Genomic DNA, 21,602 nt, shown 5'->3' with positions numbered 1-21,602 from the left:
ACGGGGATTTGCCCGAAAGGAAAAAAATTATGTTTTTCTCCCCCTTATTGAAAGCAGGAATGTGGAACAGTCTGATTGAGCTAGCGACAGTAACCCCATCCTGGACCTTGAAGATGAAAATGATCTGCGTGCAAGCGATTGTAATCAGGTCCTAAAACAACCCGAAACCAATCGCAGGCACCACGGCCGATCCGGCGCAGAAACGCCGCTTCGGGTCCGGATGCAGCCCAGTCTTTCAGCAATGTCAGGGATCGACCGGTCCCCAATTGCAGTCCGACTATATCAATCGCGTCGGCAGTGGCGTGACTGCTCCAACCGCTGTCTTGCCCCTGCGCGGTGCGCATCCGACGGCAATTATAGCTACCCACGTGGCGCAAGGCGCGCACATCGGTGCCCAGAATCTGCTGCGCGGCGGGTTGCACCACATGATGTTCCCACAGGGCCAGCCGCAAGGTTGTTGTGCAGCTGGTTTCAACCGCTTCTATCTTTGCCGCAGTCAGACCAGACAACAGACCCCGACCAGCAATGCCGCAGTTCTGGTTAATCGCCAAATCATCCATTGGTTCAAAAACAACACCGGCTGCAGACAAAACAGCCCGGCATTGAGCTTCGTCCCCCAGAACGCGGTGCAGCTGATACATCGTGATTGGCGTGACCGGCGCTGTGACGGTCAATTCCCGCAGAGGGTTCCAATGCGACGGCACGGGTGTTTGCGGATGCGACAACACCCACCATCCGCCGCCACCAACGACGATCAGCAAAGAGACAAGCGTAAAAAGCAAAGACGCCGCCAGATGCAAAATCCGGCGGCGTCCTGTGCGTTTTGTCATACCCGATCCGCGATCAATAACGATAATGTTCGGGCTTATAGGGACCTTCGGGTTTCACGCCGATATAGGCCGCCTGTTCGCTATCCATCTTGGTCAGTTTCACACCGATGCGGTCTAGATGCAGACGGGCGACTTTCTCATCCAGATGTTTGGGCAGGATGTAGACGTCATTGTTGTACTGGTCACCTTTGGTGAACAGCTCGATCTGCGCCAAAACCTGGTTGGTGAACGAAGCAGACATCACGAACGAGGGGTGGCCGGTGGCGTTGCCGAGGTTCAGCAATCGGCCCTCTGACAGCAGGATGATGCGATTGCCCGAGGGCAGCTCGATCATGTCCACCTGTTCCTTGATGTTGGTCCATTTGTGGTTCTTCAGGCTGGCCACCTGAATTTCATTGTCGAAGTGACCGATATTGCCGACGATGGCCATGTCCTTCATCTCGCGCATATGCTCGATGCGGATTACGTCCTTGTTGCCGGTTGTGGTGATGAAGATATCCGCGCTGTCGACTTCGTCTTCCAGCAGCGTGACTTCAAACCCGTCCATAGCGGCTTGCAGGGCGCAGATCGGGTCCACTTCGGTCACTTTCACACGAGCACCTGCACCGCGCAGCGACGCGGCCGAGCCTTTGCCCACGTCGCCGTAACCGCAAACAACAGCAACCTTACCGGCCATCATGGTGTCGGTGGCGCGGCGGATGCCGTCGACCAGCGATTCCTTACAACCGTATTTGTTGTCGAATTTCGACTTGGTGACTGAGTCGTTCACATTGATCGCCGGGAATGGCAGCTGGCCATCTTTCACCAGCTGATACAGGCGGTTCACACCGGTGGTGGTTTCCTCGGACACGCCCTGAATCTGGTCACGCATCTTGGTGAACCAGCCCGGAGATGCCGCCAAGCGCTTGGCGATCTGCGCCTTGATCACTTCTTCTTCTTCGGACGTCGGAACAGGGATGATGTCTTCACCCGCTTCGGCACGGGCACCCAGCAGGATGTACAATGTCGCGTCACCGCCATCGTCCAGGATCATGTTGGGGCCGTCTTCGAAAAGGAAGGATTTGTCCAGATAGTCCCAATGCTCTTCCAGCGTCTGGCCCTTGATGGCAAAGACCGGCACACCAGCCTCGGCAATCGCCGCCGCCGCGTGATCCTGGGTTGAGAAGATGTTGCATGACGCCCAGCGCACATCCGCGCCCAGCGCCACCAGCGTTTCGATCAGAACGGCCGTCTGGATGGTCATGTGCAGCGAACCTACGATCCGCGCACCTTTGAGGGGCTTCGCGTCACCGTATTCCGCGCGCAGCGCCATCAGGCCCGGCATCTCGGTTTCCGCGATGTCCAACTCCTTGCGGCCAAACCCGGCCAACGCAATGTCTTTGACGATATAGTCCCCGGCCATCATATACTCCATTCCGGTAAACGGTCCGGGCTGCCCCTAACATCACTTGGGGCAGGTGGCAACGTAGATGGCCAAAATCAGATTAGTCCGCAGCAATAATCAGCTGGGTTCACCCTTTAGTGCAATCTTCGGGATCGCTTCAAAAAAATCGGTGCCAACGGCGACAATACAACTAATGCCGTTCGCCTGGGTCACCAGAACCGTGTAGCTTCCGGTTTCCTTCGAGGTCCAAACCTCCATAATCGCCTGTGCACCGCGCGTTTTCTGCAATCCGCCAAAGACCAGCTCTTCTGAATAGCTGTCCTGCAGCTTGGCGATCACATGCTCGCGTTGCGCACAACCTTGGGCAAATGCAGGGGGGGCAGTGGCGGCCATTCCAAAGGCCAGGGTAAGTCCAAACAGTCGCTTAAACATAGCGAGCTCCTTTCGATACGAGTTACGTTCCGAGAGGGGCACACCAGGAGGAGCATGCACCCCCCTCAGCACTGATGTCGGTATCACCACGCGCCAATTCAAAGCACGTCTGGTCAAGAAAAAGTTGGCAGCTGGTGATCTCGACAGGTACATCATACCACAAAAACGCGAAACTTACGTGAGCGACTTCACAGGGCATGGCATAATGGCAACACAAGCACGAGCATGGCAGAGGATGCTGTCGGGACGCAGGCTGGATCTGCTCGATCCTACCCCGGTAGACATCGAAATCGAAGATATCGCCCACGGATTGGCCTTTGTGGCCCGTTGGAACGGCCAAACAGCGGGTGATTTCGCCTATTCCGTGGCCGAGCATTCGTTGCTGGTCGAGGAACTTTTTGGCCGGATCGCGCCCAAAGCACCGGTGAAATGGCGCCTCGCGGCATTGTTACATGATGCGCCGGAATATGTGATCGGAGATATGATCTCGCCGGTCAAATCCGCCGTCGGCCCCGATTACGGCGCATTGGATGACCGTCTGGCGGCGGCGATCCACATTCGGTTCGGTCTACCTGCCGCGGTTCCGAAAACGGTGAAACGTCAGATCAAAAAGGCCGACAAGATCAGCGCCTGGATGGAGGCGACACAGATCGCGGGGTTTTCCGAGGCCGAAGCGACAAAGTTCTTTGGTCGTCCGGATAAGGCGGTGATGGAGGGGTTGGAGATTACCTTGCGCCCGCCGGTTGACGTACGGCGGGCCTATAGCGAGCGACATGAGGTGTTGATAGCTCAACTCTGAATCAGGTTTTGTGATAAGTAGCAGATCAATTGGGTTCGCGACGACCGGTTTGCTGCATAGATTACCAAGTCACTTCAGATAGGGAGGAAATATGATGCCTCATTACATTAATCACTTTACTTGTTCAGCTGCCGCGTGGCCAAAGGACCGCGAGGGTGAAATTGCAGCGTGGACCGATATGGTCGGCGACGCCAGCGAGTTGGTCGAAGGTGAAGGGCCCGTAAAATTTACTGGCTGGATAAGCAACACAGAAGGCTATGTTTTGCTCGAAGAAAAATCTAAAGCCGAAGTTATTGAGGTCTGCGCGCAATTCTGGCCACTGTTTCACAATGACATCATGGAATTTGTACCTACCGCCGAAGCAGGACCAGCTATACTGGCTGGCGTAAAACGCGGCTGGGAAAAGAAAGCGTAGAATTTAGCGCTCTAACGCGGGCTACGTTTCGCCAAAATCCGCTGCAATGTCCGGCGGTGCATGTTCAGGCGGCGCGCCGTCTCACTGACATTCCGGTCACACAGCTCATACACCCGCTGGATATGCTCCCAGCGCACACGATCCGCGCTCATGGGGTTTTCCGGTGGCGGGGGCAGTTCGTCGCCCTTGGCCAGCAGCGCGCTGGTGATGTCAGTGGCATCTGCGGGTTTTGACAGGTAGTCGGTCGCGCCGATCTTGACGGCGGCTACCGCAGTGGCAATCGCACCATATCCGGTCAGAACCACAACCCGGCTGTCGGGGCGCTTTTCACGCAGCACCTCGACCACATCCAGGCCGTTGCCATCCTCAAGCCGCAGGTCGACCACGGCATAGGCAGGGGGACGGGCGGTGGAAATGGCGCGGCCAGCGGCGACGGAACCGGCGGTCTCAACCTCGAACCCGCGCTTCTCCATGGCTTTGGCGAGACGTCTCAGAAACGGCTCGTCATCATCCACCAAAAGCAGGGATTTATCGGGGCCGATGTCGAGGTCTGAGCTGTCCGCCATATTCTGTTCTTTCCGCAATATTACGTTTTTGGCTTAAATATGAGTAATAGCAGCGCCATTCCAAAGGTCAAATCGACAGTGCGCCCTATATCTGATCCAGAAAGCACCCGACCTTATCAGCCATCTGTTCACCTGTGTCGTCTCGGTTGAAGAATTCCAGGAATCCGTGCTCGGGCGTCATCAGGTAGGTAAAGGTGGAATGATCGACCAGATAGTATTCGTCGCTTTTGTCCTGAGCCTTGTAATAGGTCTTGTAGGCCTTGCTGGCAGCTTTGACCTGCTCGGGCGAACCGGTCAGCGCGATGGTTTTGCCACCCAAGTTGAACGCATAGTCCGCCATCACTTCGGGCGTGTCGCGATCCGGGTCGATCGAGATGAACAGTGGCGTCACCGACTGGCCCCATTCGGCCAGAATATCCACCGCCTCGGCGTTGCGCGACATATCAAAGGGGCAGACATCTGGGCAGAAAGTATAGCCGAAATAAACCAGCGTCGGCTCGGTGATCACGTCCTTGTCGGTGACCGTTTCACCCTTGCCATTGATCAACTCGAACGGGCCGCCAATGGCGGCTGATCCACCTGCGATCTGCGCCGAGCGGCATTGCGCGAACTGGTCATCCGACCGGCCCCCCAATGTCAGCAGCCACATGGCGCCCAGGCCGACGGCCAGAACTACGGTTGCGAGGATGGCATAAAGACGGGTCATGACATCAATCCTGAACTGAGAGGGGTTGTTGATCGTTTCCGCCGGGACACCTATCAAGATGATCAGCCGATGCAACAGGACAAAATAGACCGATGGCAAATTCCAACATCACATTGTGGCGCGGTCAGGAAAGCAGCAGCTGGATTCGCCTGCGCACGCTGATCCTGTTGCGCTGGGTGGCTATCATCGGCCAGTTCACAGCCATTACAGTGGCGCAGCAGTATTTTGACGTGCGGCTGGAACTGGCACTGTGTTACCTGGCCATCGGCGTTTCGGTCATGGGCAACATGACGGCCATTCTGCTGTTCCCGCAAAACAAGCGCCTGACCGAGTTTGAGAACTTCCTGATGGTTCTATTCGACCTGCTGCAGTTGGCCATTCTGCTGTATCTGACTGGCGGTCTGAACAATCCGTTTGCCTTGCTACTGCTGGGGCCAGTGACGATTTCCGCCAATGTGATGAGCACCCGTTCAACCCTGATCGTGGGCGGGGTTGCGATTGTTGTGGCCTCCTTGCTGGCCGAGTTTCATCTGCCGTTGCGTACAGATCAGGGCGAAGCGCTGTTGATCCCCGATATGTTGTTGTTCGGAAACTGGGCTGCGATCGTAATCGCCATCGTGTTCATTGGTGCATATTCCCACCGCGTCAGCTCAGAGGTTCGATCCATGTCCGAGGCGCTTGCCGCCACCCACATGGCTCTGGCGCGCGAACAGAAGCTGACCGACCTGGGCGGTGTGGTCGCCGCCGCCGCGCATGAACTGGGCACGCCGCTGGCCACGATCAAGCTGACCAGCTCGGAACTGATCGAAGAACTTGATGACCGGCCCGATCTGAAGGATGACGCCGCCCTAATCCGCGAACAGGCCAACCGCTGTCGCGATATTCTGCGCGATATGGGCCGGGCAGGTAAAGACGACCTGCATCTGCGGCAGGCCCCTCTGTCCACCGTGATACATGAAGCCGCCGAGCCGCATATTCACCGGGGCAAAGTGGTGCATTTTGACGAAGGCCCAGCCGGAGACGGCGATGTGCAGCAGCCTTCGATCCTGCGCAAACCCGAGATCATACATGGCCTGCGCAACCTGATCCAGAACGCCGTGGATTTTGCCCGCGCCAACGTCTGGGTCGAAGCGGAATGGACCACCGATCAGATCACCATCAACATTATGGATGACGGGCGCGGATACCCTGCACAGATGATCGGACGGATCGGCGATCCTTTCATGCGCCGCCGTCGGGCCGACACAGATCAGCGGACACGCCCGGGGTATGAGGGTATGGGGTTGGGTTTGTTCATCGCTAAAACCTTGCTAGAACGCAGCGGCGCAGAGCTGAAATTCGCCAACGGTTCAGACCCCTATCAAAACCTGAGCGACAACCGTGACCGGCGGGGCGCAATTGTGCGGGTCTCCTGGCCGCGCAACCTGGTGGATGCGCAAACCGGCGACACGCCTGTTCCGTCGGGCGCGAACCAACGCATACAGGTCTGAATTAAGACCCCGTTAACCATTTCCGCACATAGTTCCCGGGTAATGTCAGACCCGAGGAGAGCATGGTCGACTGGATCATTCTGGCCGCAATCAGCCTGGTATCCGCCAGCCTGGCGGTGCAATGGCTTTTGCCCCGTCGTCGACAACAGGGCGACAATTTTGGCTTATCCTCACCTGCGTCCCTGTTCGATGCGGTCTTTCTGTTCGATGGTGACCGGCTGATCAGCCATTCCGACATTGCTTTGGAAGGGTTTCAGGCTGTCCGCGACTGGCCCGATCTGCGTCGTCTGTTGCACAGGGATTTTCCAACCTTTCCCGAAACGCCCGACTGTGTCCGGCTTGAGGGTACGTTTGTCATACCTGCCATCGATTGCACTATTGAACGCGATGTTCTGTGCGAATGGATCGACGGGATCGTTCGGGTGCAACTGCGCGACAGTACCGACCGCCCTGCACCGGTGCAGCGTGGCGCGCAGGATCCGATCCGGCTGGCGATGGAGCAGGCACCCTATCCCGTCTGGTTGCTGGATCATCAAAGCAACGTGCGCTGGTGCAACGCTGCATACGTGTCGCTGGTACGCAAGTTACGCGGTCAGGATACCGATCTGACCGCACCTATGTTCCCGAGTGTGGATGAGGATGCGCGGCTGGGCGCAAAAAGCCGCATCTCGATCTCGTCGGAAGACAGCGACAACAAGCTATGGTTCGATCTGACGCTGGTGGATCACCCCGAGGGACACCTGTGTTATGCGGTCGATATCAACGCCATCGTCGCTGCAGAAACAGCTCAGCGTAAATTCGTGCAAACCATGACGAAAACCTTTGCTCAGCTATCCATCGGTCTGGCCATTTTCGACCGCAACCGGCAACTGGCCCTGTTCAACCCCGCGCTGATCGACCTGACCACCCTGCCCCCGGATTTCCTCAGCTGCCGACCCAGCCTGTCCAGTTTTTTCGACAGGCTACGCGATCAGCATATGATGCCGGAACCCAAGAATTACCGCAGCTGGCGTAATCAGATGAACGAACTGCTCGAAGCGGCCGAGGACGGAAATTATCAGGAGACTTGGTCGCTGCCCTCGGGGTCGGTCTATTCGGTCAGTGGGCGACCCCATCCTGACGGTGCTGTGGCTTTTCTATTTGAAGATATCACGGCCGAGATTACCCTGACCCGGCGGTTCCGCTCGGAAATGGACCTGATGCAATCGGTTCTGGACAAGCTGGCCGATGCCATCGCGGTTTTTGGCGATGACGGAACGCTGGCCTTCACCAACCGCGCCTACCAACAGTTGTGGGGGGATAATGGTGAGGTTGGGTTCGAGCCGGATTCAGTGCTGGACGTGACACGAGCTTGGCAGGAACAGTGCGTTGCTTCGCCGATCCTCGGCGAGATCCGCGATTTCGTGGAAACGCGAGAAAACCGCGCCGAATGGTCAAGTGGCCTGCGGCTGCGCAATGGCACCCATCTGGCTTGCACGGTCAGCCCCATGCAGAACGGCGCAACGATTGTGCGGTTCTCGGTCGAGGATGCGCCGACGACCCGGTCGATCCGTCAAATCAGCGCCTGAACCGGGTTGCAGCCGCCCGGGCGTAGGGCCATTGTGGCGCCATGACGATGCACGCCCATTCCATCATTTTGAATTCGCCCGAAGAAACCGCCGATCTGGCCGCACGGCTGGGTACGGAATTGCACCCCGGCGACATCCTGTTGCTTGAGGGTGAAATCGGCAGCGGCAAGACCCATTTCGCCCGCAGCCTGATCCAATCGCTGCTGGTTGTGCCCGAGGATGTGCCCTCACCCACGTTCACGTTGGTACAGGCCTATGACACCCCGCCCGGCGAGATATGGCACTGTGATTTGTATCGGCTTACCGCCGTGGAAGAGATCGAAGAACTGGGCCTGTCTGACGCTTTTGACACCGCCATCTGCCTGATTGAATGGCCAGATAAGCTGGGCCCGCTGACCCCTGCTACTGCCTTGACTCTTCACTTGAAAACAGACCCTAACACGCTGGGGCAACGTCATCTGACCTTATCGTGGTCCGATCCGAAATGGTCCCAAAAACTGGAGATCGCCGCATGACGAACCGGGCAGTGCTGGCCGAAGCGCTGATTGCACAAACACCATGGTCCAACGCAACGCGCGCGCCGCTGGCGGGGGATGCCTCGAACCGCCGTTATGAGCGTTTGACCGATCCCGATACCGGTCGCACGGCTGTTTTCATGGATTCACCTCCGGGTAAAGCAGAGCCGGTCGAGGCCTTTGTCCGCATGGCCAACCATCTGCGGGAAATCGGCCTCAGCGCGCCGGAAATCTACGCCGAGGACACAGAATTCGGCTTTCTGTTGCTGGAGGATCTGGGCGATGATCTGTTCGCTCTCGTCCTGAAACAGTCCCCGCAATTCGAGCGCGAGCTGTACGAGGCCGCAACCGATGTCCTGATCGAACTGCATAAGGCACCTACCCTTTCGCTGCCGTCTTATGACCCGACCCTGATGACCGAACTGGCTGCGCTGTCCTTCACCAAATACGCACAGGCGGTATTGGGGGAACATGACGCAGACGCGCGGGTGCGGTTTGAAAATCGCTTCGCGGACATTCTGCACCGCGAAACCTCGGGCCGCAAAGTGGTCATCCAACGCGATTACCATGCGGAAAATATGATCTGGCTGCCGGAGCGCGACGGGGTAAAGCAGGTGGGCCTACTGGATTTCCAGACCGCAATGCTGGGCCATCCGGCCTATGACCTTGTTTCGATGCTGCAGGATGTACGCCGCGATGTCGCACCGGGCACCGAGATGCGGATGGTTAACCGATATATCACCGCAACCGGGGTGAATGATCATGATTTTCGCTGCGCCTATGCGGTGTTGGGCACCCAAAGAAACCTGCGCATTCTGGGCGTGTTTGCCCGATTGGCAACGGATTATGGCAAACCGCAATACATTGATTTGATCCCGGCCACGTGGGCGCATCTGATGCGCGATCTGAACCACCCTGCGCTGGTCACCGTGGCCGATCTGTTGCGCGGTGCCCTGCCCGCTCCAACGCCGGAAAACCTGGACAGGCTCAGACAGACATGACCCGACGTCCCGATGCCGTGATGCTATTTGCCGCCGGGTTTGGCACCCGTATGGGCGCATTGACCAAAGACCGGCCCAAACCCCTGATCGAGGTCGCGGGCCGCCCGCTGATCGACCACGCACTGGATTTGACCGACGATTTGCGCGCTGATCGCGTGGTTGCCAACCTGCATTATCTACCCGATCAGCTTGCAACGCATCTGGCCCCCAAGGGAGTTTTGATGTCCCGTGAAGAGCCTGAAATATTGGAAACCGGCGGCGGGCTGCGCGCTGCTTTGCCCCTTTTGGGGCCGGGTCCGGTCTTTACCCTGAACACAGATGCAATCTGGTCCGGGCCGAACCCTCTGACCCTATTGCGCAAGGCGTGGAACCCCGATCGTATGGATGCGCTGCTTATGTGTGTCCCCATCGCCCAGACTGTCGGACATGCGGGATCAGGTGATTTCACCACAAATGCCGAGGGCCGGATCTCCCGCGGCCCCGGATTGGTTTATGGAGGGGCACAGATCGTCAAGACCGACGGGCTGGCGGCGATATCAGAACAGGCGTTCTCGCTGAATCTGCTGTGGGATCAGATGCACGAACTGGGCCGCCTGTTCGCGACCATCTATCCCGGCCGCTGGTGTGACGTAGGTCGCCCCGAAGGGGTCGCAATGGCTGAAGAGTTGATTGCCGATGTTTAAACCCAGCCGCGTGCCCCGCGTCTTCGCCGTGCCCCCGGGAACGGATTTTCCAAGGGCTCTGGTCGAAGGCCTGCGCCGCCGTTCCGACGACCATCCGCCTGAGACCTTGGCCCGGGTTCAATTGGTCGTCAACACGCGCCGTATGGCCCGCCGGGTGCGCGAATTGTTCGATCAGGGTCCGGCCTGCCTGCTGCCGCGCCTGTCGCTGGTCACTGATCTGGGCGAAAGCGTTGATCTGGCGCAAACTCCGCCCGCCATCCCCGCATTGCGGCGCAGGCTGGAGCTGACCCAACTGATTGCCAAGCTGTTGGAACAACAGCCTGATCTGGCTGCGCGGTCTTCGCTGTTCGATCTGTCCGACAGTTTGGCAGCGTTGATTGACGAAATGCAGGGCGAAGGCGTTTCACCCGACGCAATTCGGCAGCTGGATGTCAGCGACATGTCCGGCCACTGGGCGCGGGCGCAGGCATTTATCGGGATTGCCGATCATTTCATTGACTCGGGTCCCGATGCGTTGGACGCGCAGGCACGGCAACGGCGTGTGGTGGAAAACCTGATTGATCGCTGGCAGGTTGCGCCCCCGCAGCATCCCGTGATTCTTGCGGGCTCAACCGGGTCACGCGGTACAACGCTGATGCTGATGGAGGCCGTGGCCCGACTGCCGCAAGGCGCGCTGATCCTGCCCGGGTACGATTTCGACCAGCCAGATCACGTCTGGCAGGTGCTGGAAGATGCGCTGACCTCGGAAGACCATCCGCAATTCCGGTTCCGCAAGCTGATGACCCGGCTTGAATTACGGCCGGGGCAGATCGAAAAATGGACCGACAACCCTGCCCCATCCCCTACCCGTAATCGTCTGATTTCACTTGCTTTACGCCCAGCGCCGATCACTGATGCCTGGATGTCCGAAGGCCCCCAGTTGACAGATCTGGACGGCGCTACCAAAGACCTTACCCTGATCGAAGCGCAATCCCCCCGTGCCGAGGCGTTGGCCATCGCTTTACGTCTGCGCGAAGCGGCCGAAACCGGCCAGACCGCCGCGCTGATCACGCCTGACCGGATGCTGACCCGTCAGGTCAGCGCCGCATTGGATCGGTGGAACATCCTGCCGGACGACAGTGCAGGTTTGCCCTTGCAGCTATCACCTCCGGGCCGGTTTCTGCGCCATGTGGCAGGGCTGTTCACCCGGCAGCTTGAATGTGAGGCACTGCTGACCCTACTGAAACACCCGCTGTGCCACGACGGCGGGGATCGCGGTGCACATCTGCTGCACACCCGCGATCTGGAGATGGATTTGCGGCGTCACGGTCCTCCGTTCACCGACAGCGCCAGCCTGACGGCATTTGCTATCCGCAAAGAAGTGCCCGAGGGTTGGATGCGCTGGCTAACCACACAGTTCTGCAATCAACACGTGACAGGTGAGCAGCCCCTGTCCGATTGGGTGACCCGCCTGCGGAACCTAGCCGAGGCAATCTCGGTCGGCAGTCAAGGCGACGCCGGAACATTGTGGGACAAGAATGCGGGCCAAAAAGCGTTGTCGGTTCTGACCGCACTTGAGGAAGAGGCTCAACATGGTGGCCCGATGACCGCCCATGATTTCGCTGATCTGCTCGGCGCGCTGCTGGCGGGTGAAGAGGTCCGCGACCGCGATGCCCCGCATCCGCATATCATGATCTGGGGAACACTCGAAGCACGGGTTCAGGGGGCTGATCTGCTGATTCTGGGTGGCTTGAACGAAGGCAGTTGGCCCGAGGCCGCAGCACCAGACCCTTGGTTGAACCGACAGATGCGTGACAAGGCGGGGTTACTGCTGCCCGAACGTCGGATCGGACTTTCGGCACATGATTTCCAACAAGCCATCGGCGCACCCGAGGTCTGGCTGACCCGGGCAACCCGATCCGATGATGCCGAAACCGTGCCGTCTCGTTGGCTGAACCGCATGACGAACCTGTTGCAGGGCTTGCCGGGGCAGGGTGGTCGCGACGCCCTTTCCGCAATGCGCGCACGCGGACAGCAATGGCTGCGCTGGTCGGAACAGCTTGAGGTCGCGCCGAGGATCGAACCCGCCGCACGCCCGTCACCGCGCCCGCCGGTTGCCGCACGCCCACGCCGTCTGAGTGTGACCGAGATCAAACGTCTGATCCGTGATCCCTATTCCGTCTACGCCAAACACGTATTGCGCCTGCGGCCGCTGGATCCCTTGGTACAAGCACCAGACGCACTACTGCGCGGGATCGTCATTCACGAAATCCTCGAACATTTCGTCAAGGACAGCGTGCTGGATAGCGCCTTGCTGACCCGCGAAAATTTCCTGAAACGGGCCAAAACCCTGCTGGATCAGTATGTTGCGTGGCCCACCGCGCGCAAATTGTGGCTGGCGCGGCTTGAACGAATTGCCGATGACTTCCTGAACGCTGAAACCGTCCGGCGTGGTGATGGCGGGCCAGTGGCTTTTGAAGCGGCGATGAAACTGGTGCTGTCCCCGCTGGATTTCACCATCGCGGGCCGCGCCGACCGGATCGACCGCAACAGCCGCGGTGCACTGCGGATTGTGGACTACAAGACCGGCACGCCTCCGACCGAAAGCCAGCAGGCCAAGTTTGACAAACAGCTATTGATCGAGGCTGCTATGGCCGAGCAAGGTGCTATCGAAGGGATTGATCCGCTGCCGGTGGCCGAAGCTGTCTTTGTTGGCATGGGCGGCACGTACAAAGAGGTCGCGGCCCCACTGTCCAAGGAACCCCCAGACAAGGTCCTTGCCGAATTAAAGGAGCTCATTTCTGCTTATTTAGAGCCTGATCAGGGCTTCACCGCCCGCCGCATGCTGCACAAAGACACGGATATCGGCGACTATGACCATCTGGCCCGGTTCGGTGAATGGGACCGCACCGACGAAACAACGCCAGTGGTGCTGAAATGAACGCCCGCAATGATGCAACCGAACGGCAGGTGCAGGCGGCGCGGCCGGACGCCTCGACCTGGCTGGCGGCCAATGCGGGGTCGGGCAAGACGCGGGTTCTGACCGACCGGGTGGCACGCTTGCTGCTGGGTGGAGTGCAGCCGCAGCATATCCTCTGCCTGACCTACACCAAGGCCGCCGCCAGCGAGATGCAGAACCGGTTGTTCAAACGATTGGGAAAATGGGCCATGTTGGACAATGGTGATCTTCAGAACGAATTGGTTGAACTGGGCGTACCGGGCGTGATCGACCCTGACCGGCTGGCGCAAGCCCGCACCCTGTTTGCCCGCGCTATTGAGACGCCAGGCGGATTGAAAATCCAAACGATCCACTCATTCTGCGCGTCGCTGCTGCGGCGTTTTCCGCTAGAGGCCGGAGTCAGCCCGCAATTCTCGGAAATGGAGGACCGGGCCGCGACCCTGCTGCGCGAAGAGATCGTCGAGGATTTTGCCGAAGGTCCGCAGGCCAGCCTGATCGAAGATGTTGCCCGGTTCATCACCGATACCGGCTTTGACAACCTGACCGCCGCCGTAACGCATAAACGCAACCTATTCGCGCAGCCGTCGGGGTGGGCCGATCTGCTGCATCGCTTCGATCTGCCTGACGGGTTTGACGAAATCGCTCTGCAGGCCCGCGTGTTTATGGGGGACGAGGTTGACCTAATCCGCGCGATCCTGCCTGCGCTGACCGAAAGCGGCGGCAACAACGCTAAGGCTGCCTCCAAGCTGGCAGGATTTGCCGAGGCGCGTATTGGCAATCTACCCCTATTGGAAAGTGTGTTTCTAACGGGAAAGTCCGCCAAAGAGCCCTTTACCGCCAAGATCAACAGTTTCCCCACCAAAGCCCTGCGCGAAGGCACCCTAGCTGGTCATATGCCGCAGCTGGAAGCTCTCATGCTACGGATCGAGGCCGCACGCGAAAACCGACTGGCGCTGGTTGCGGCGCGTAAGACGCATGTTCTGCACCGCTTTGCCGCGGCCTTCCTACCAGAATACGAACGCCGCAAGCAGTTGCGAGGTTGGCTGGATTTCGATGATCTGATCCTGCGGGCTCGGCAAGTGCTAAATGACCCGGCGGTGGCGGAATGGGTGTTGTACCGGCTGGATGGCGGCATCGACCACATTCTGGTGGACGAGGCGCAGGATACCAGCCCCGACCAATGGGACGTGGTTGAAAAGCTGGCGCAGGAGTTCACCAGCGGGGAAGGGGCCCGATCTGGCGTCGAGCGGACCATCTTCGTGGTCGGCGATAAGAAACAGTCGATCTATTCCTTTCAAGGAGCCGACCCGCAAGCCTTTGACCGGATGCAGCAGGAATTTGGGCGCAGATTATCAGAATCAGGCTCTAAACTGTGGGATTCGACGCTGGAATACTCATTCCGATCCTCCAGTGCGATCCTCTCGCTGGTCGATATCCTGTTCGAAAACCGTGCCGAGGCCGGGTTTCACAAAGACAGCCTGCACCGCGCATTTAAGGCCGATTTGCCGGGGCGCGTTGATTTGTGGCCGGCGGTTGAAAAGGTTGACGAAGACGATGATGGCGATTGGACCGATCCGGTGGACCGTCCCGGCGCGCGGCATCACACTGTCATTCTGGCCGAGAAGGTGGCCCGCTCGATCAAAACCATGATCGAAACCGGCGAAACGATCCCCGAGGATGGCGACACGCCCGGCACTTTTGTGCGGCGCAAGGTAAAGCCGGGAGATCTTCTTATCCTCGTCCAGCGCCGCTCGGACCTGTTTGCCGAGATCATCCGCGCCTGCAAAGCCGAAGGCTTGCCCATTGCCGGGGCCGACCGTTTGAAAGTGGGCGCGGAACTAGCGGTCAAGGATCTGGCGGCGCTGTTGAGCTTTCTGGCCACGCCCGAGGACAGCCTGTCACTGGCCACCGTGCTGAAATCACCCCTGTTCGGGTGGAGCGAGCAGCAACTGTTCGATCTGGCGCACAAGCGACAGGAACTATTCCTGTGGGCCGCCCTGCGTCAGCGGGCCGAGGAGTTCCCCGAAACTCTGGGCATCCTCAACGATCTGCGCGGCCAGATCGACTTTCTGCGCCCTTATGACCTGATCGAACGCATTCTGACCCGGCATGATGGGCGGCGTAAACTATTGGGTCGACTGGGGGCCGAGGCTGAGGATGGAATCAACGCACTGCTCTCACAGGCACTGGCTTATGAGCGCACCGATATTCCCAGCTTGACCGGGTTTCTGGTCTGGATGCAAACCGACGATCTGGAAATCAAACGGCAGATGAGCGGTGTCGGCAACATGATCCGCGTGATGACGGTGCATGGCTCCAAAGGGCTTGAGGCCCCAATCGTGATCCTGCCGGATACCGGCAAGCGACAAGCCCCGCGCGATGCCGAGATCATGGTGGGCGAGGGCACACCGCTGTGGAAAGTGCCCGCGGACGCCTCGCCAGCCTTGATCGCCCAGGCACGGGCCGAGGCACGGGCGCGGGAAGAAAATGAACGGCTTCGACTGCTGTATGTGGCTCTAACGCGGGCCGAAAAGTGGTTAATCGTCCGTGCCGCAGGGGATGTCGGCAAAGACGGAACCAGCTGGTACCAGATGGTCGAGGCTGCGATGGCACGGGCAGGGGCCACACAGGTCCCTGGCTCGGAAGCCCTGCGTCTTTCGCATTCAGATTGGGACGCGTTACCTCATGTCGAACATGTGGAGCATGAGATTGCAGCGACGAAGCTGCCCAACCAGTTTCTGTCCCCAGTGTCCGTGCCGGAACAGGCACCCGAAACGCTCAGCCCGTCTGATATAGGTGGGGCCAAAGCGTTGCCCGGAGATACCGGCCAGGATGAAGAGGCCGCCAAACTGCGTGGCACGCGCCTGCACCTGTTATTGGAACACTTACCATCCGTTGCGCCAAAGAATTGTCCGCAGCTTTGCGCCCGGGTTCTACCTGATATGCAACAACCTGACCGGCAGGAACTGCTGGATGAGGCGCAAGCCGTTCTGGCGGCTGACCATCTGAAATTCGTGTTCGCCAAAAACACACTGGCCGAGGTACCAGTGACAGCCGATCTGAACGGGCGGCGCATGCACGGGGTGATCGACCGTCTGATCGTGACCGAGACGGATGTGCAGGTGATTGATTTCAAATCAAATACTACAGTTCCCAGCAACCCGGCGGCCTGCCCCGAAGGTCTGTTGCGGCAGATGGGGGCCTATACGCAGGCGCTGGCGCAGATCTATCCCGGTCGCGAAATCCGCTCGGCAATCCTGTGGACGCGTACTGCCGATCTGATGTGGTTGCCACACGATCTTGTGACGGATGCATTGGCCCGCACCCAGATATCTTGACCTTGGGCGGTGCCGACCCTACGTTCTGTTCCCGAGTTTACCCCATTCAGGAGACAGAATATGTCGACCGTAGCCGTGACCGACGATACCTTTGACGCCGAGGTTAAGAATTCCGACATCCCCGTTGTTGTCGATTTCTGGGCCGAGTGGTGTGGCCCCTGTAAGCAGATCGGCCCCGCCTTGGAAGAGCTGGCCGCTGAATACGGCGACAAGGTGAAAATCGCCAAGGTTGACGTGGACAGCAACCCAAACGCCGCCGCCGCCATGGGCGTGCGCGGTATTCCGGCCCTGTTCATCTTCAAGGACGGTCAGGTTGTCTCGAACCGCGCAGGCGCGGCTCCGAAAGCAGCACTGCAAAGCTGGATCGACGAGTCCATCTGATCCAATATGATCAGCAAGACATCAAAGGCGCCTTGAACCGGGCGCCTTTTTTATTCGGAGGAGGGTCAGATGCCCAAAACACGGGTTCTTGTGGAATTCGGCATGGGAACGTCTTTGCGGCGCGAAGATTATACCGAAGCTGCACTTCGGGCGATCAAAGATGCGCTGTGGCACAATTCGGTCAACATGGCCGAGCTGTTCGGATTTCCAAAAGAGGCAATGATCATCGACGCCGAAATAGGAGTTCAACAGCCGGATAAAGTGGATCGGGGCGCACTGACCGCCATTTTCCCCTATGGCCAACCCAATATCACCATCACGCAAGGTGGGCTGGATATTGAAAAGCCGCATACCGAGGGTCGGACCGTCATTGCCAATGCGGCCGTCATAGTTTCCTTCGACATGGAGCCAGCGACATGACCGAAAAGCGTATCATTCTGGAAATGGGCACCGGCAATGACCTGTATGGGCAGGATTACACCAAGGCGGCGCGCCGGGCGGTGCAAGATGCGCTGCACCATTCGTCGATCACGTTGTTTTCAAAGCTGGGTGTGGACCATACGGAAATGCGCGTGCGCGTCACGATTGGCGTACAGGACCCGGACCGCGTGGATTGCGATCTGGTTGCCGCCGATCTTCCCCGTGGACGGGCCGAGGTGCGGGCCGTCAAAGGCGGGCTGGATATCGACGATGTCGAAGCCGGGACAAGACACGTGGTGGCAACCGCCGCAATTGAGGCTTTCTTGCCTGACCAATCCGGCCTGTACAAACTGTCCTGACAAAGAAAAAGCCGCTCAACTGAGCGGCTTGCATTCTTTTTCGCGTTGGGCGCGGATCAGACGTTTCTGATGTCCGCGCGGCACAGGCCGATATCGTCCAGCTGTGTGTCGCTCAGGTCCGACAGGGCCTTACGCGTCTTGCGGGATTCATTCCACGCGATTGCTTTGTCGTAGGTTCCGTAGAACGCATCCACTACGTGCAGGATGGTAGCTGCTCCGAGCGGCGCATGAATTTTTGCAGTAGTTGCCATTTGCGCAGTCCTTATATGTGAAACAGCCGACCCGTTGTCGGTTGTAGGGCTCATGTAGGACGTCAGACTGAGACTCACAATTGCTAGTCCGGTAACCCCGCATTGCGATTCCTGCATATCTTTTAGGCGGTTTGTACACTGTTGCGCTGCGGGCGGGTCCGGCCCATATAGGACGACAGTTGAAAACGGAGGCTTTTATGGCGGATAGCGATTTTCCTGGATGGCACGGCACAACCATCATTGGCGTCAAAAAGGGTGGCCAAGTGGTAATTGCCGGCGACGGACAGGTCAGCCTGGGCCAGACCGTGATCAAGGGCACCGCCCGCAAGGTGCGTCGCCTGTCGCCCGGCGGGTTCGAGGTTGTCGCCGGATTCGCCGGATCAACCGCCGATGCCTTTACCCTGCTGGAGCGTCTGGAAGCCAAGCTTGAGGCCACGCCCGGCCAACTGGCCCGTGCCTCGGTCGAACTGGCCAAGGACTGGCGCACGGATAAGTACCTGCAAAAGCTCGAGGCGATGTTGATCGTCACCGACGGAAAGGACCTGCTGGTGATCACCGGGGCAGGGGACGTGCTGGAGCCCGAGCACAACGTGGCCGCCATCGGATCGGGTGGTAACTTTGCCCTAGCGGCTGCGCGCGCGATGATGGACAGCGACAAACCCGCCGAAGACGTGGCGCGCGAGGCTATGGCGATTGCCGCCGATATCTGCGTCTATACCAACGGCAATCTGACGGTTGAGACAATCTCAGGCTAACAGCGCCTTGATCTCTTTTCCCTTCCAGCGCATGTGCATCCCGATCAGGCCCATCAAGGCCGTCACGATGACGATGTAATAGGGCAAGCGGATGTCAAAGCTCATCAATCCACCGCCAATCAGCGACATGACCCCTCCGGCCAGGCAGAAGACGGCAGTGGTCACACCCATGACCCAGCCCTGATCGGTTTCGGCGACGGCCGACGAAAACAGACCCAGCAGGGTTGGGTACGAGACGCCAAAGAAGAAATAGAAGAAAAAGACCGGAACGTAGCTCAGAACGCCGCTGGGGCTGAACGCAAAACCAAATCCGCAGATCACCATCACCACCAGCGACGTGTAGATGATATGGTGTTTGCTGAACCTTTCCTGCGCGGGTTTCACCAAAAAAGTGCTTGAAAACGCCAGCGCAAAGCCGATCACTACCATCGCCATGCTGCCACCGATGACACCATAGCCCCACGCGCTGGTCAGAAAGTTGTCGACGAAGACATAGAAGGTAACGTTGGCGATCATGAACAGCGCATAAACCGGCAGGATTTTCAGTACCATCGGGTGTTCGCGCACGGCGATCAGGCTATCGGTCACGTCGCGCGGGCGGAACACAAAAGCCGCGCGCTCGGTGCGTGTATCCTTAAAGAAGGTCAGCACCAGGAAAATGGCGATCACCACCAGAACGAATGCACCATAGAACGGGGTTTTCAGCGTCGCAACACTGCCCAGCAGGGCCGCGTCGGACAACACCGCACCAATGATCGGACCACCCACAAGGCCAAAGCTGACCCCGGTGATGATATATCCCATATTGCGGTCGCGATCCGCGGCATCGGTGCTGCCATCAATCATTGCCGCCTGCGCGATGGGCTGGTTCCCGGCGGTAAACCCCGTGATCGACCGCCCCACGATCAGCAACAGCAGGCTGTTCAAATACAGCGCCGCAATGGTCAGCGCATAGCCTGCCAAGGCCCCGCTCAGACACACCAGCAGCGCGTTCTTGCGCCCGATCGAGTCCGACACCTTGGACACATAGACCACACCCAGAAACCAGGACAGAAAGAAACAGCCGATCACCAGCCCGTAATACAAATGACGGCGTCCCATGGGCGTACTCTCAGGCAGAAACCCGGATTTTGTCTCCATGATCAGCGAGTTGATGATGGGAAAAACCAGCCCTTGCCCGATCAGGTCAACAAATACGACGAACAACAGGGTGATCTTTGCAATTTTCGTCATGTTCGCGCTCCTGACCCTCAACGCCTTGAAATCACTGTAACAGAAGGCGCGCGTTTCACCTATGGAAAGCGTTTGCAAACCGGATTGGCCATTGCTAACCAACGCTGCCAGTAAAAAGGGCTTGGTTGTTTTCGCAATTGCGGTGATTACCTAAGCCCAAGTTTAGCCATGCCGACCGAAAGGACTGCCCCTGTGACCGACCTGACCCCGCGCGAAATAGTCTCGGAACTGGACCGCTTCATCATCGGGCAGAAAGACGCCAAGCGTGCTGTGGCCGTGGCGCTGCGCAACCGCTGGCGGCGCAAGCAACTGACCGATGACATCCGGGACGAGGTCTATCCCAAGAATATCTTGATGATCGGCCCCACCGGTGTCGGTAAGACCGAGATCAGCCGCCGTCTGGCCAAACTGGCCCGTGCGCCCTTTATCAAGGTCGAGGCCACCAAATTCACCGAGGTTGGCTATGTCGGGCGCGATGTGGAGCAGATCGTGCGCGATCTGGCGGATGCGGCCATCATTCAGACCCGCGAATACATGCGCGAAGACGTTAAGGCCAAGGCCCATCAGGCCGCCGAGGATCGCGTAATCGAAGCCATCGCCGGCACCGATGCCCGCGAAGGCACGCGCGAGATGTTCCGTAAAAAGCTGAAATCGGGGGAACTGGACGATACGGTGATCGAATTGGAGTTGTCCGACACCACGAACCCGATGCCAATGTTCGACATTCCCGGCCAGCCCGGCAGCCAGATGGGGATGATGAATCTGGGCGATATCTTCGGCAAGGCCTTTGGTGGGCGGACCGTCAAGAAACGCCTGACCGTCGCCGAAAGCTATGACGCGCTAATCGGGGAAGAGGCTGACAAGCTGTTGGATGATGAAACCGTCAACCGGGTTGCCTTGGAATCGGTGGAACAGAACGGCATCGTGTTTCTGGATGAAATCGACAAGGTTTGCGCCCGTACAGATGCACGCGGTGGCGATGTCAGCCGCGAAGGGGTGCAGCGCGACCTGCTGCCTTTGATCGAAGGCACCACGGTGTCTACCAAGTACGGCGCAGTGAAAACCGACCATATCCTGTTCATCGCCTCGGGTGCATTCCACATTGCCAAACCCTCGGACCTGTTGCCCGAACTGCAAGGCCGTCTGCCGATCCGCGTAGAATTGCGCGCCCTGACCGAAGAGGATTTCGTTCGAATCCTGACCGAGACCGACAACGCTTTGACCCGGCAATACACCGCACTGATGGGCACCGAAGAGGTCACCGTCAGCTTTACTGAAGACGGTATCGCCGCGCTGGCCAAGATTGCAGCGGATGTGAACCAAAGCGTCGAAAATATTGGCGCCCGGCGGCTGTATACGGTGATGGAACGGGTGTTCGAGGAACTTTCGTTTAACGCGCCTGACAGGGCGGGATCCGAGATCACCGTCAACGCCGATTTTGTCAGCGAGAATCTGGGCGAATTGACCAAGTCGACGGACTTGAGCCGTTACGTTCTGTAACGTCTTCAGCCGGAATTCGCCACTGACCCTGCCCCATG

General features: G+C 58.6%; 21 protein-coding genes. 14 read left to right on the top strand and 7 right to left on the bottom strand.

Annotation, left to right across the window (positions count from 1 at the left end):
- Nucleotides 1-80 precede the first annotated feature (80 nt).
- From RUE5091_RS18195 to RUE5091_RS18185, 3 genes are all read right to left on the bottom strand, one after another.
- On the bottom strand, nt 81-830 hold the full coding sequence (locus tag RUE5091_RS18195) for an extensin-like domain-containing protein (protein ID WP_058283365.1): 750 nt from the start codon (nt 828-830) through the stop codon (nt 81-83).
- A gap of 13 nt (nt 831-843) precedes the next feature.
- Nucleotides 844-2,232, bottom strand: coding sequence for an adenosylhomocysteinase (gene ahcY / locus RUE5091_RS18190; protein WP_058283412.1), 1,389 nt, complete (start codon nt 2,230-2,232; stop codon nt 844-846).
- A 99-nt stretch (nt 2,233-2,331) separates the two neighbouring features.
- Nucleotides 2,332-2,646 carry a hypothetical protein gene (locus RUE5091_RS18185; protein ID WP_058283364.1) on the bottom strand — a complete coding sequence of 105 codons (315 nt, stop codon included), beginning with the start codon at nt 2,644-2,646 and terminating at the stop codon, nt 2,332-2,334.
- Nucleotides 2,647-2,851: 205 nt separating this feature from the next.
- Between RUE5091_RS18185 and RUE5091_RS18180 the strand changes: the two genes are divergently transcribed.
- Both RUE5091_RS18180 and RUE5091_RS18175 read left to right on the top strand, forming a co-directional pair.
- Complete coding sequence (locus tag RUE5091_RS18180) at nt 2,852-3,445, top strand: HD domain-containing protein (RefSeq protein WP_058283363.1); 594 nt, start codon at nt 2,852-2,854, stop codon at nt 3,443-3,445.
- A 91-nt stretch (nt 3,446-3,536) separates the two neighbouring features.
- On the top strand, nt 3,537-3,860 hold the full coding sequence (locus tag RUE5091_RS18175; RefSeq protein WP_131726333.1) for a hypothetical protein: 324 nt from the start codon (nt 3,537-3,539) through the stop codon (nt 3,858-3,860).
- A gap of 11 nt (nt 3,861-3,871) precedes the next feature.
- Here the strand turns inward: RUE5091_RS18175 and RUE5091_RS18170 are convergent, their stop codons facing one another.
- Together RUE5091_RS18170 and RUE5091_RS18165 are read right to left on the bottom strand one after the other, a co-directional pair.
- Nucleotides 3,872-4,426 (bottom strand): ActR/PrrA/RegA family redox response regulator transcription factor, encoded by a 555-nt coding sequence (locus RUE5091_RS18170; protein WP_058283361.1) that lies wholly within the window; start codon nt 4,424-4,426, stop codon nt 3,872-3,874.
- A gap of 85 nt (nt 4,427-4,511) precedes the next feature.
- Entirely contained in the window at nt 4,512-5,132 is a 621-nt protein-coding gene (locus RUE5091_RS18165; protein WP_058283411.1) for an SCO family protein, read from the bottom strand.
- Between the two features lie 92 nt (nt 5,133-5,224).
- Here RUE5091_RS18165 and regB point away from each other — a divergent pair, with 92 nt between their 5' ends.
- The 10 genes from regB to RUE5091_RS18115 all read left to right on the top strand — a co-directional run bounded on the left by regB (nt 5,225) and on the right by RUE5091_RS18115 (nt 17,825).
- Nucleotides 5,225-6,622: a sensor histidine kinase RegB gene (regB, locus tag RUE5091_RS18160; RefSeq protein WP_058283360.1), complete on the top strand. Its 1,398-nt coding sequence runs from the start codon at nt 5,225-5,227 to the stop codon at nt 6,620-6,622.
- A gap of 62 nt (nt 6,623-6,684) precedes the next feature.
- Nucleotides 6,685-8,190: a PAS-domain containing protein gene (locus RUE5091_RS18155; RefSeq protein WP_058283359.1), complete on the top strand. Its 1,506-nt coding sequence runs from the start codon at nt 6,685-6,687 to the stop codon at nt 8,188-8,190.
- Between the two features lie 41 nt (nt 8,191-8,231).
- Nucleotides 8,232-8,705: a tRNA (adenosine(37)-N6)-threonylcarbamoyltransferase complex ATPase subunit type 1 TsaE gene (tsaE, locus tag RUE5091_RS18150; protein WP_058283358.1), complete on the top strand. Its 474-nt coding sequence runs from the start codon at nt 8,232-8,234 to the stop codon at nt 8,703-8,705.
- Nucleotides 8,702-9,706 (top strand): aminoglycoside phosphotransferase family protein, encoded by a 1,005-nt coding sequence (locus tag RUE5091_RS18145; protein WP_058283357.1) that lies wholly within the window; start codon nt 8,702-8,704, stop codon nt 9,704-9,706. Before tsaE ends, RUE5091_RS18145 begins: the two co-directional genes overlap by 4 nt.
- On the top strand, nt 9,703-10,389 hold the full coding sequence (locus tag RUE5091_RS18140) for a nucleotidyltransferase family protein (RefSeq protein ID WP_058283356.1): 687 nt from the start codon (nt 9,703-9,705) through the stop codon (nt 10,387-10,389). The genes RUE5091_RS18145 and RUE5091_RS18140 overlap by 4 nt, the downstream gene beginning before the upstream one ends.
- Nucleotides 10,382-13,309 (top strand): double-strand break repair protein AddB, encoded by a 2,928-nt coding sequence (gene addB, locus RUE5091_RS18135; protein ID WP_058283355.1) that lies wholly within the window; start codon nt 10,382-10,384, stop codon nt 13,307-13,309. The genes RUE5091_RS18140 and addB overlap by 8 nt, the downstream gene beginning before the upstream one ends.
- Nucleotides 13,306-16,665: a double-strand break repair helicase AddA gene (gene addA / locus RUE5091_RS18130; RefSeq protein WP_058283410.1), complete on the top strand. Its 3,360-nt coding sequence runs from the start codon at nt 13,306-13,308 to the stop codon at nt 16,663-16,665. The genes addB and addA overlap by 4 nt, the downstream gene beginning before the upstream one ends.
- Nucleotides 16,666-16,674: 9 nt before the next feature.
- Complete coding sequence (trxA, locus tag RUE5091_RS18125) at nt 16,675-17,046, top strand: thioredoxin (RefSeq protein WP_226689009.1); 372 nt, start codon at nt 16,675-16,677, stop codon at nt 17,044-17,046.
- Nucleotides 17,047-17,115: 69 nt separating this feature from the next.
- A complete protein-coding gene (locus RUE5091_RS18120; protein ID WP_058283353.1) occupies nt 17,116-17,466 on the top strand; it encodes a Lin0512 family protein in 351 nt (116 codons plus the stop codon).
- Entirely contained in the window at nt 17,463-17,825 is a 363-nt protein-coding gene (locus RUE5091_RS18115) for a Lin0512 family protein (protein WP_058283352.1), read from the top strand. Before RUE5091_RS18120 ends, RUE5091_RS18115 begins: the two co-directional genes overlap by 4 nt.
- A gap of 56 nt (nt 17,826-17,881) precedes the next feature.
- Here RUE5091_RS18115 and RUE5091_RS18110 read toward each other — a convergent pair whose 3' ends face one another.
- The gene (locus RUE5091_RS18110) at nt 17,882-18,076 is read right to left on the bottom strand and encodes a DUF1127 domain-containing protein (RefSeq protein WP_058283351.1); all 195 of its coding nucleotides are present in this window, start codon (nt 18,074-18,076) and stop codon (nt 17,882-17,884) included.
- A 197-nt stretch (nt 18,077-18,273) separates the two neighbouring features.
- Here RUE5091_RS18110 and hslV point away from each other — a divergent pair, with 197 nt between their 5' ends.
- Nucleotides 18,274-18,831: an ATP-dependent protease subunit HslV gene (gene hslV, locus RUE5091_RS18105; RefSeq protein ID WP_058283350.1), complete on the top strand. Its 558-nt coding sequence runs from the start codon at nt 18,274-18,276 to the stop codon at nt 18,829-18,831.
- Here the strand turns inward: hslV and RUE5091_RS18100 are convergent.
- A complete protein-coding gene (locus tag RUE5091_RS18100) occupies nt 18,823-20,064 on the bottom strand; it encodes an MFS transporter (protein ID WP_058283349.1) in 1,242 nt (413 codons plus the stop codon). The genes hslV and RUE5091_RS18100 overlap by 9 nt on opposite strands.
- Nucleotides 20,065-20,256: 192 nt before the next feature.
- Here RUE5091_RS18100 and hslU point away from each other — a divergent pair, with 192 nt between their 5' ends.
- Nucleotides 20,257-21,564 (top strand): ATP-dependent protease ATPase subunit HslU, encoded by a 1,308-nt coding sequence (hslU, locus tag RUE5091_RS18095; RefSeq protein WP_058283409.1) that lies wholly within the window; start codon nt 20,257-20,259, stop codon nt 21,562-21,564.
- Nucleotides 21,565-21,602: the final 38 nt, after the last annotated feature.

This window comes from Ruegeria denitrificans (genome assembly GCF_001458295.1).
GTDB lineage: Bacteria > Pseudomonadota > Alphaproteobacteria > Rhodobacterales > Rhodobacteraceae > Ruegeria > Ruegeria denitrificans.
This window is presented reverse-complemented; position numbering and strand designations above follow the sequence as displayed.

Coding starts and splice junctions, on each gene's coding strand:
- RUE5091_RS18195 (WP_058283365.1), bottom strand. CDS start 830: ATGACAAAACGCACAGGACGCCGCCGGATTTTGCATCTGGCGGCGTCT.
- RUE5091_RS18115 (WP_058283352.1), top strand. CDS start 17,463: ATGACCGAAAAGCGTATCATTCTGGAAATGGGCACCGGCAATGACCTG.
- RUE5091_RS18180 (WP_058283363.1), top strand. CDS start 2,852: ATGGCAACACAAGCACGAGCATGGCAGAGGATGCTGTCGGGACGCAGG.
- RUE5091_RS18120 (WP_058283353.1), top strand. CDS start 17,116: ATGCCCAAAACACGGGTTCTTGTGGAATTCGGCATGGGAACGTCTTTG.
- RUE5091_RS18165 (WP_058283411.1), bottom strand. CDS start 5,132: ATGACCCGTCTTTATGCCATCCTCGCAACCGTAGTTCTGGCCGTCGGC.
- RUE5091_RS18175 (WP_131726333.1), top strand. CDS start 3,537: ATGATGCCTCATTACATTAATCACTTTACTTGTTCAGCTGCCGCGTGG.
- RUE5091_RS18100 (WP_058283349.1), bottom strand. CDS start 20,064: ATGACGAAAATTGCAAAGATCACCCTGTTGTTCGTCGTATTTGTTGAC.
- addB (WP_058283355.1), top strand. CDS start 10,382: ATGTTTAAACCCAGCCGCGTGCCCCGCGTCTTCGCCGTGCCCCCGGGA.
- RUE5091_RS18145 (WP_058283357.1), top strand. CDS start 8,702: ATGACGAACCGGGCAGTGCTGGCCGAAGCGCTGATTGCACAAACACCA.
- tsaE (WP_058283358.1), top strand. CDS start 8,232: ATGACGATGCACGCCCATTCCATCATTTTGAATTCGCCCGAAGAAACC.
- regB (WP_058283360.1), top strand. CDS start 5,225: ATGGCAAATTCCAACATCACATTGTGGCGCGGTCAGGAAAGCAGCAGC.
- RUE5091_RS18140 (WP_058283356.1), top strand. CDS start 9,703: ATGACCCGACGTCCCGATGCCGTGATGCTATTTGCCGCCGGGTTTGGC.
- ahcY (WP_058283412.1), bottom strand. CDS start 2,232: ATGGCCGGGGACTATATCGTCAAAGACATTGCGTTGGCCGGGTTTGGC.
- addA (WP_058283410.1), top strand. CDS start 13,306: ATGAACGCCCGCAATGATGCAACCGAACGGCAGGTGCAGGCGGCGCGG.
- RUE5091_RS18170 (WP_058283361.1), bottom strand. CDS start 4,426: ATGGCGGACAGCTCAGACCTCGACATCGGCCCCGATAAATCCCTGCTT.
- hslV (WP_058283350.1), top strand. CDS start 18,274: ATGGCGGATAGCGATTTTCCTGGATGGCACGGCACAACCATCATTGGC.
- RUE5091_RS18110 (WP_058283351.1), bottom strand. CDS start 18,076: ATGGCAACTACTGCAAAAATTCATGCGCCGCTCGGAGCAGCTACCATC.
- RUE5091_RS18185 (WP_058283364.1), bottom strand. CDS start 2,646: ATGTTTAAGCGACTGTTTGGACTTACCCTGGCCTTTGGAATGGCCGCC.
- RUE5091_RS18155 (WP_058283359.1), top strand. CDS start 6,685: ATGGTCGACTGGATCATTCTGGCCGCAATCAGCCTGGTATCCGCCAGC.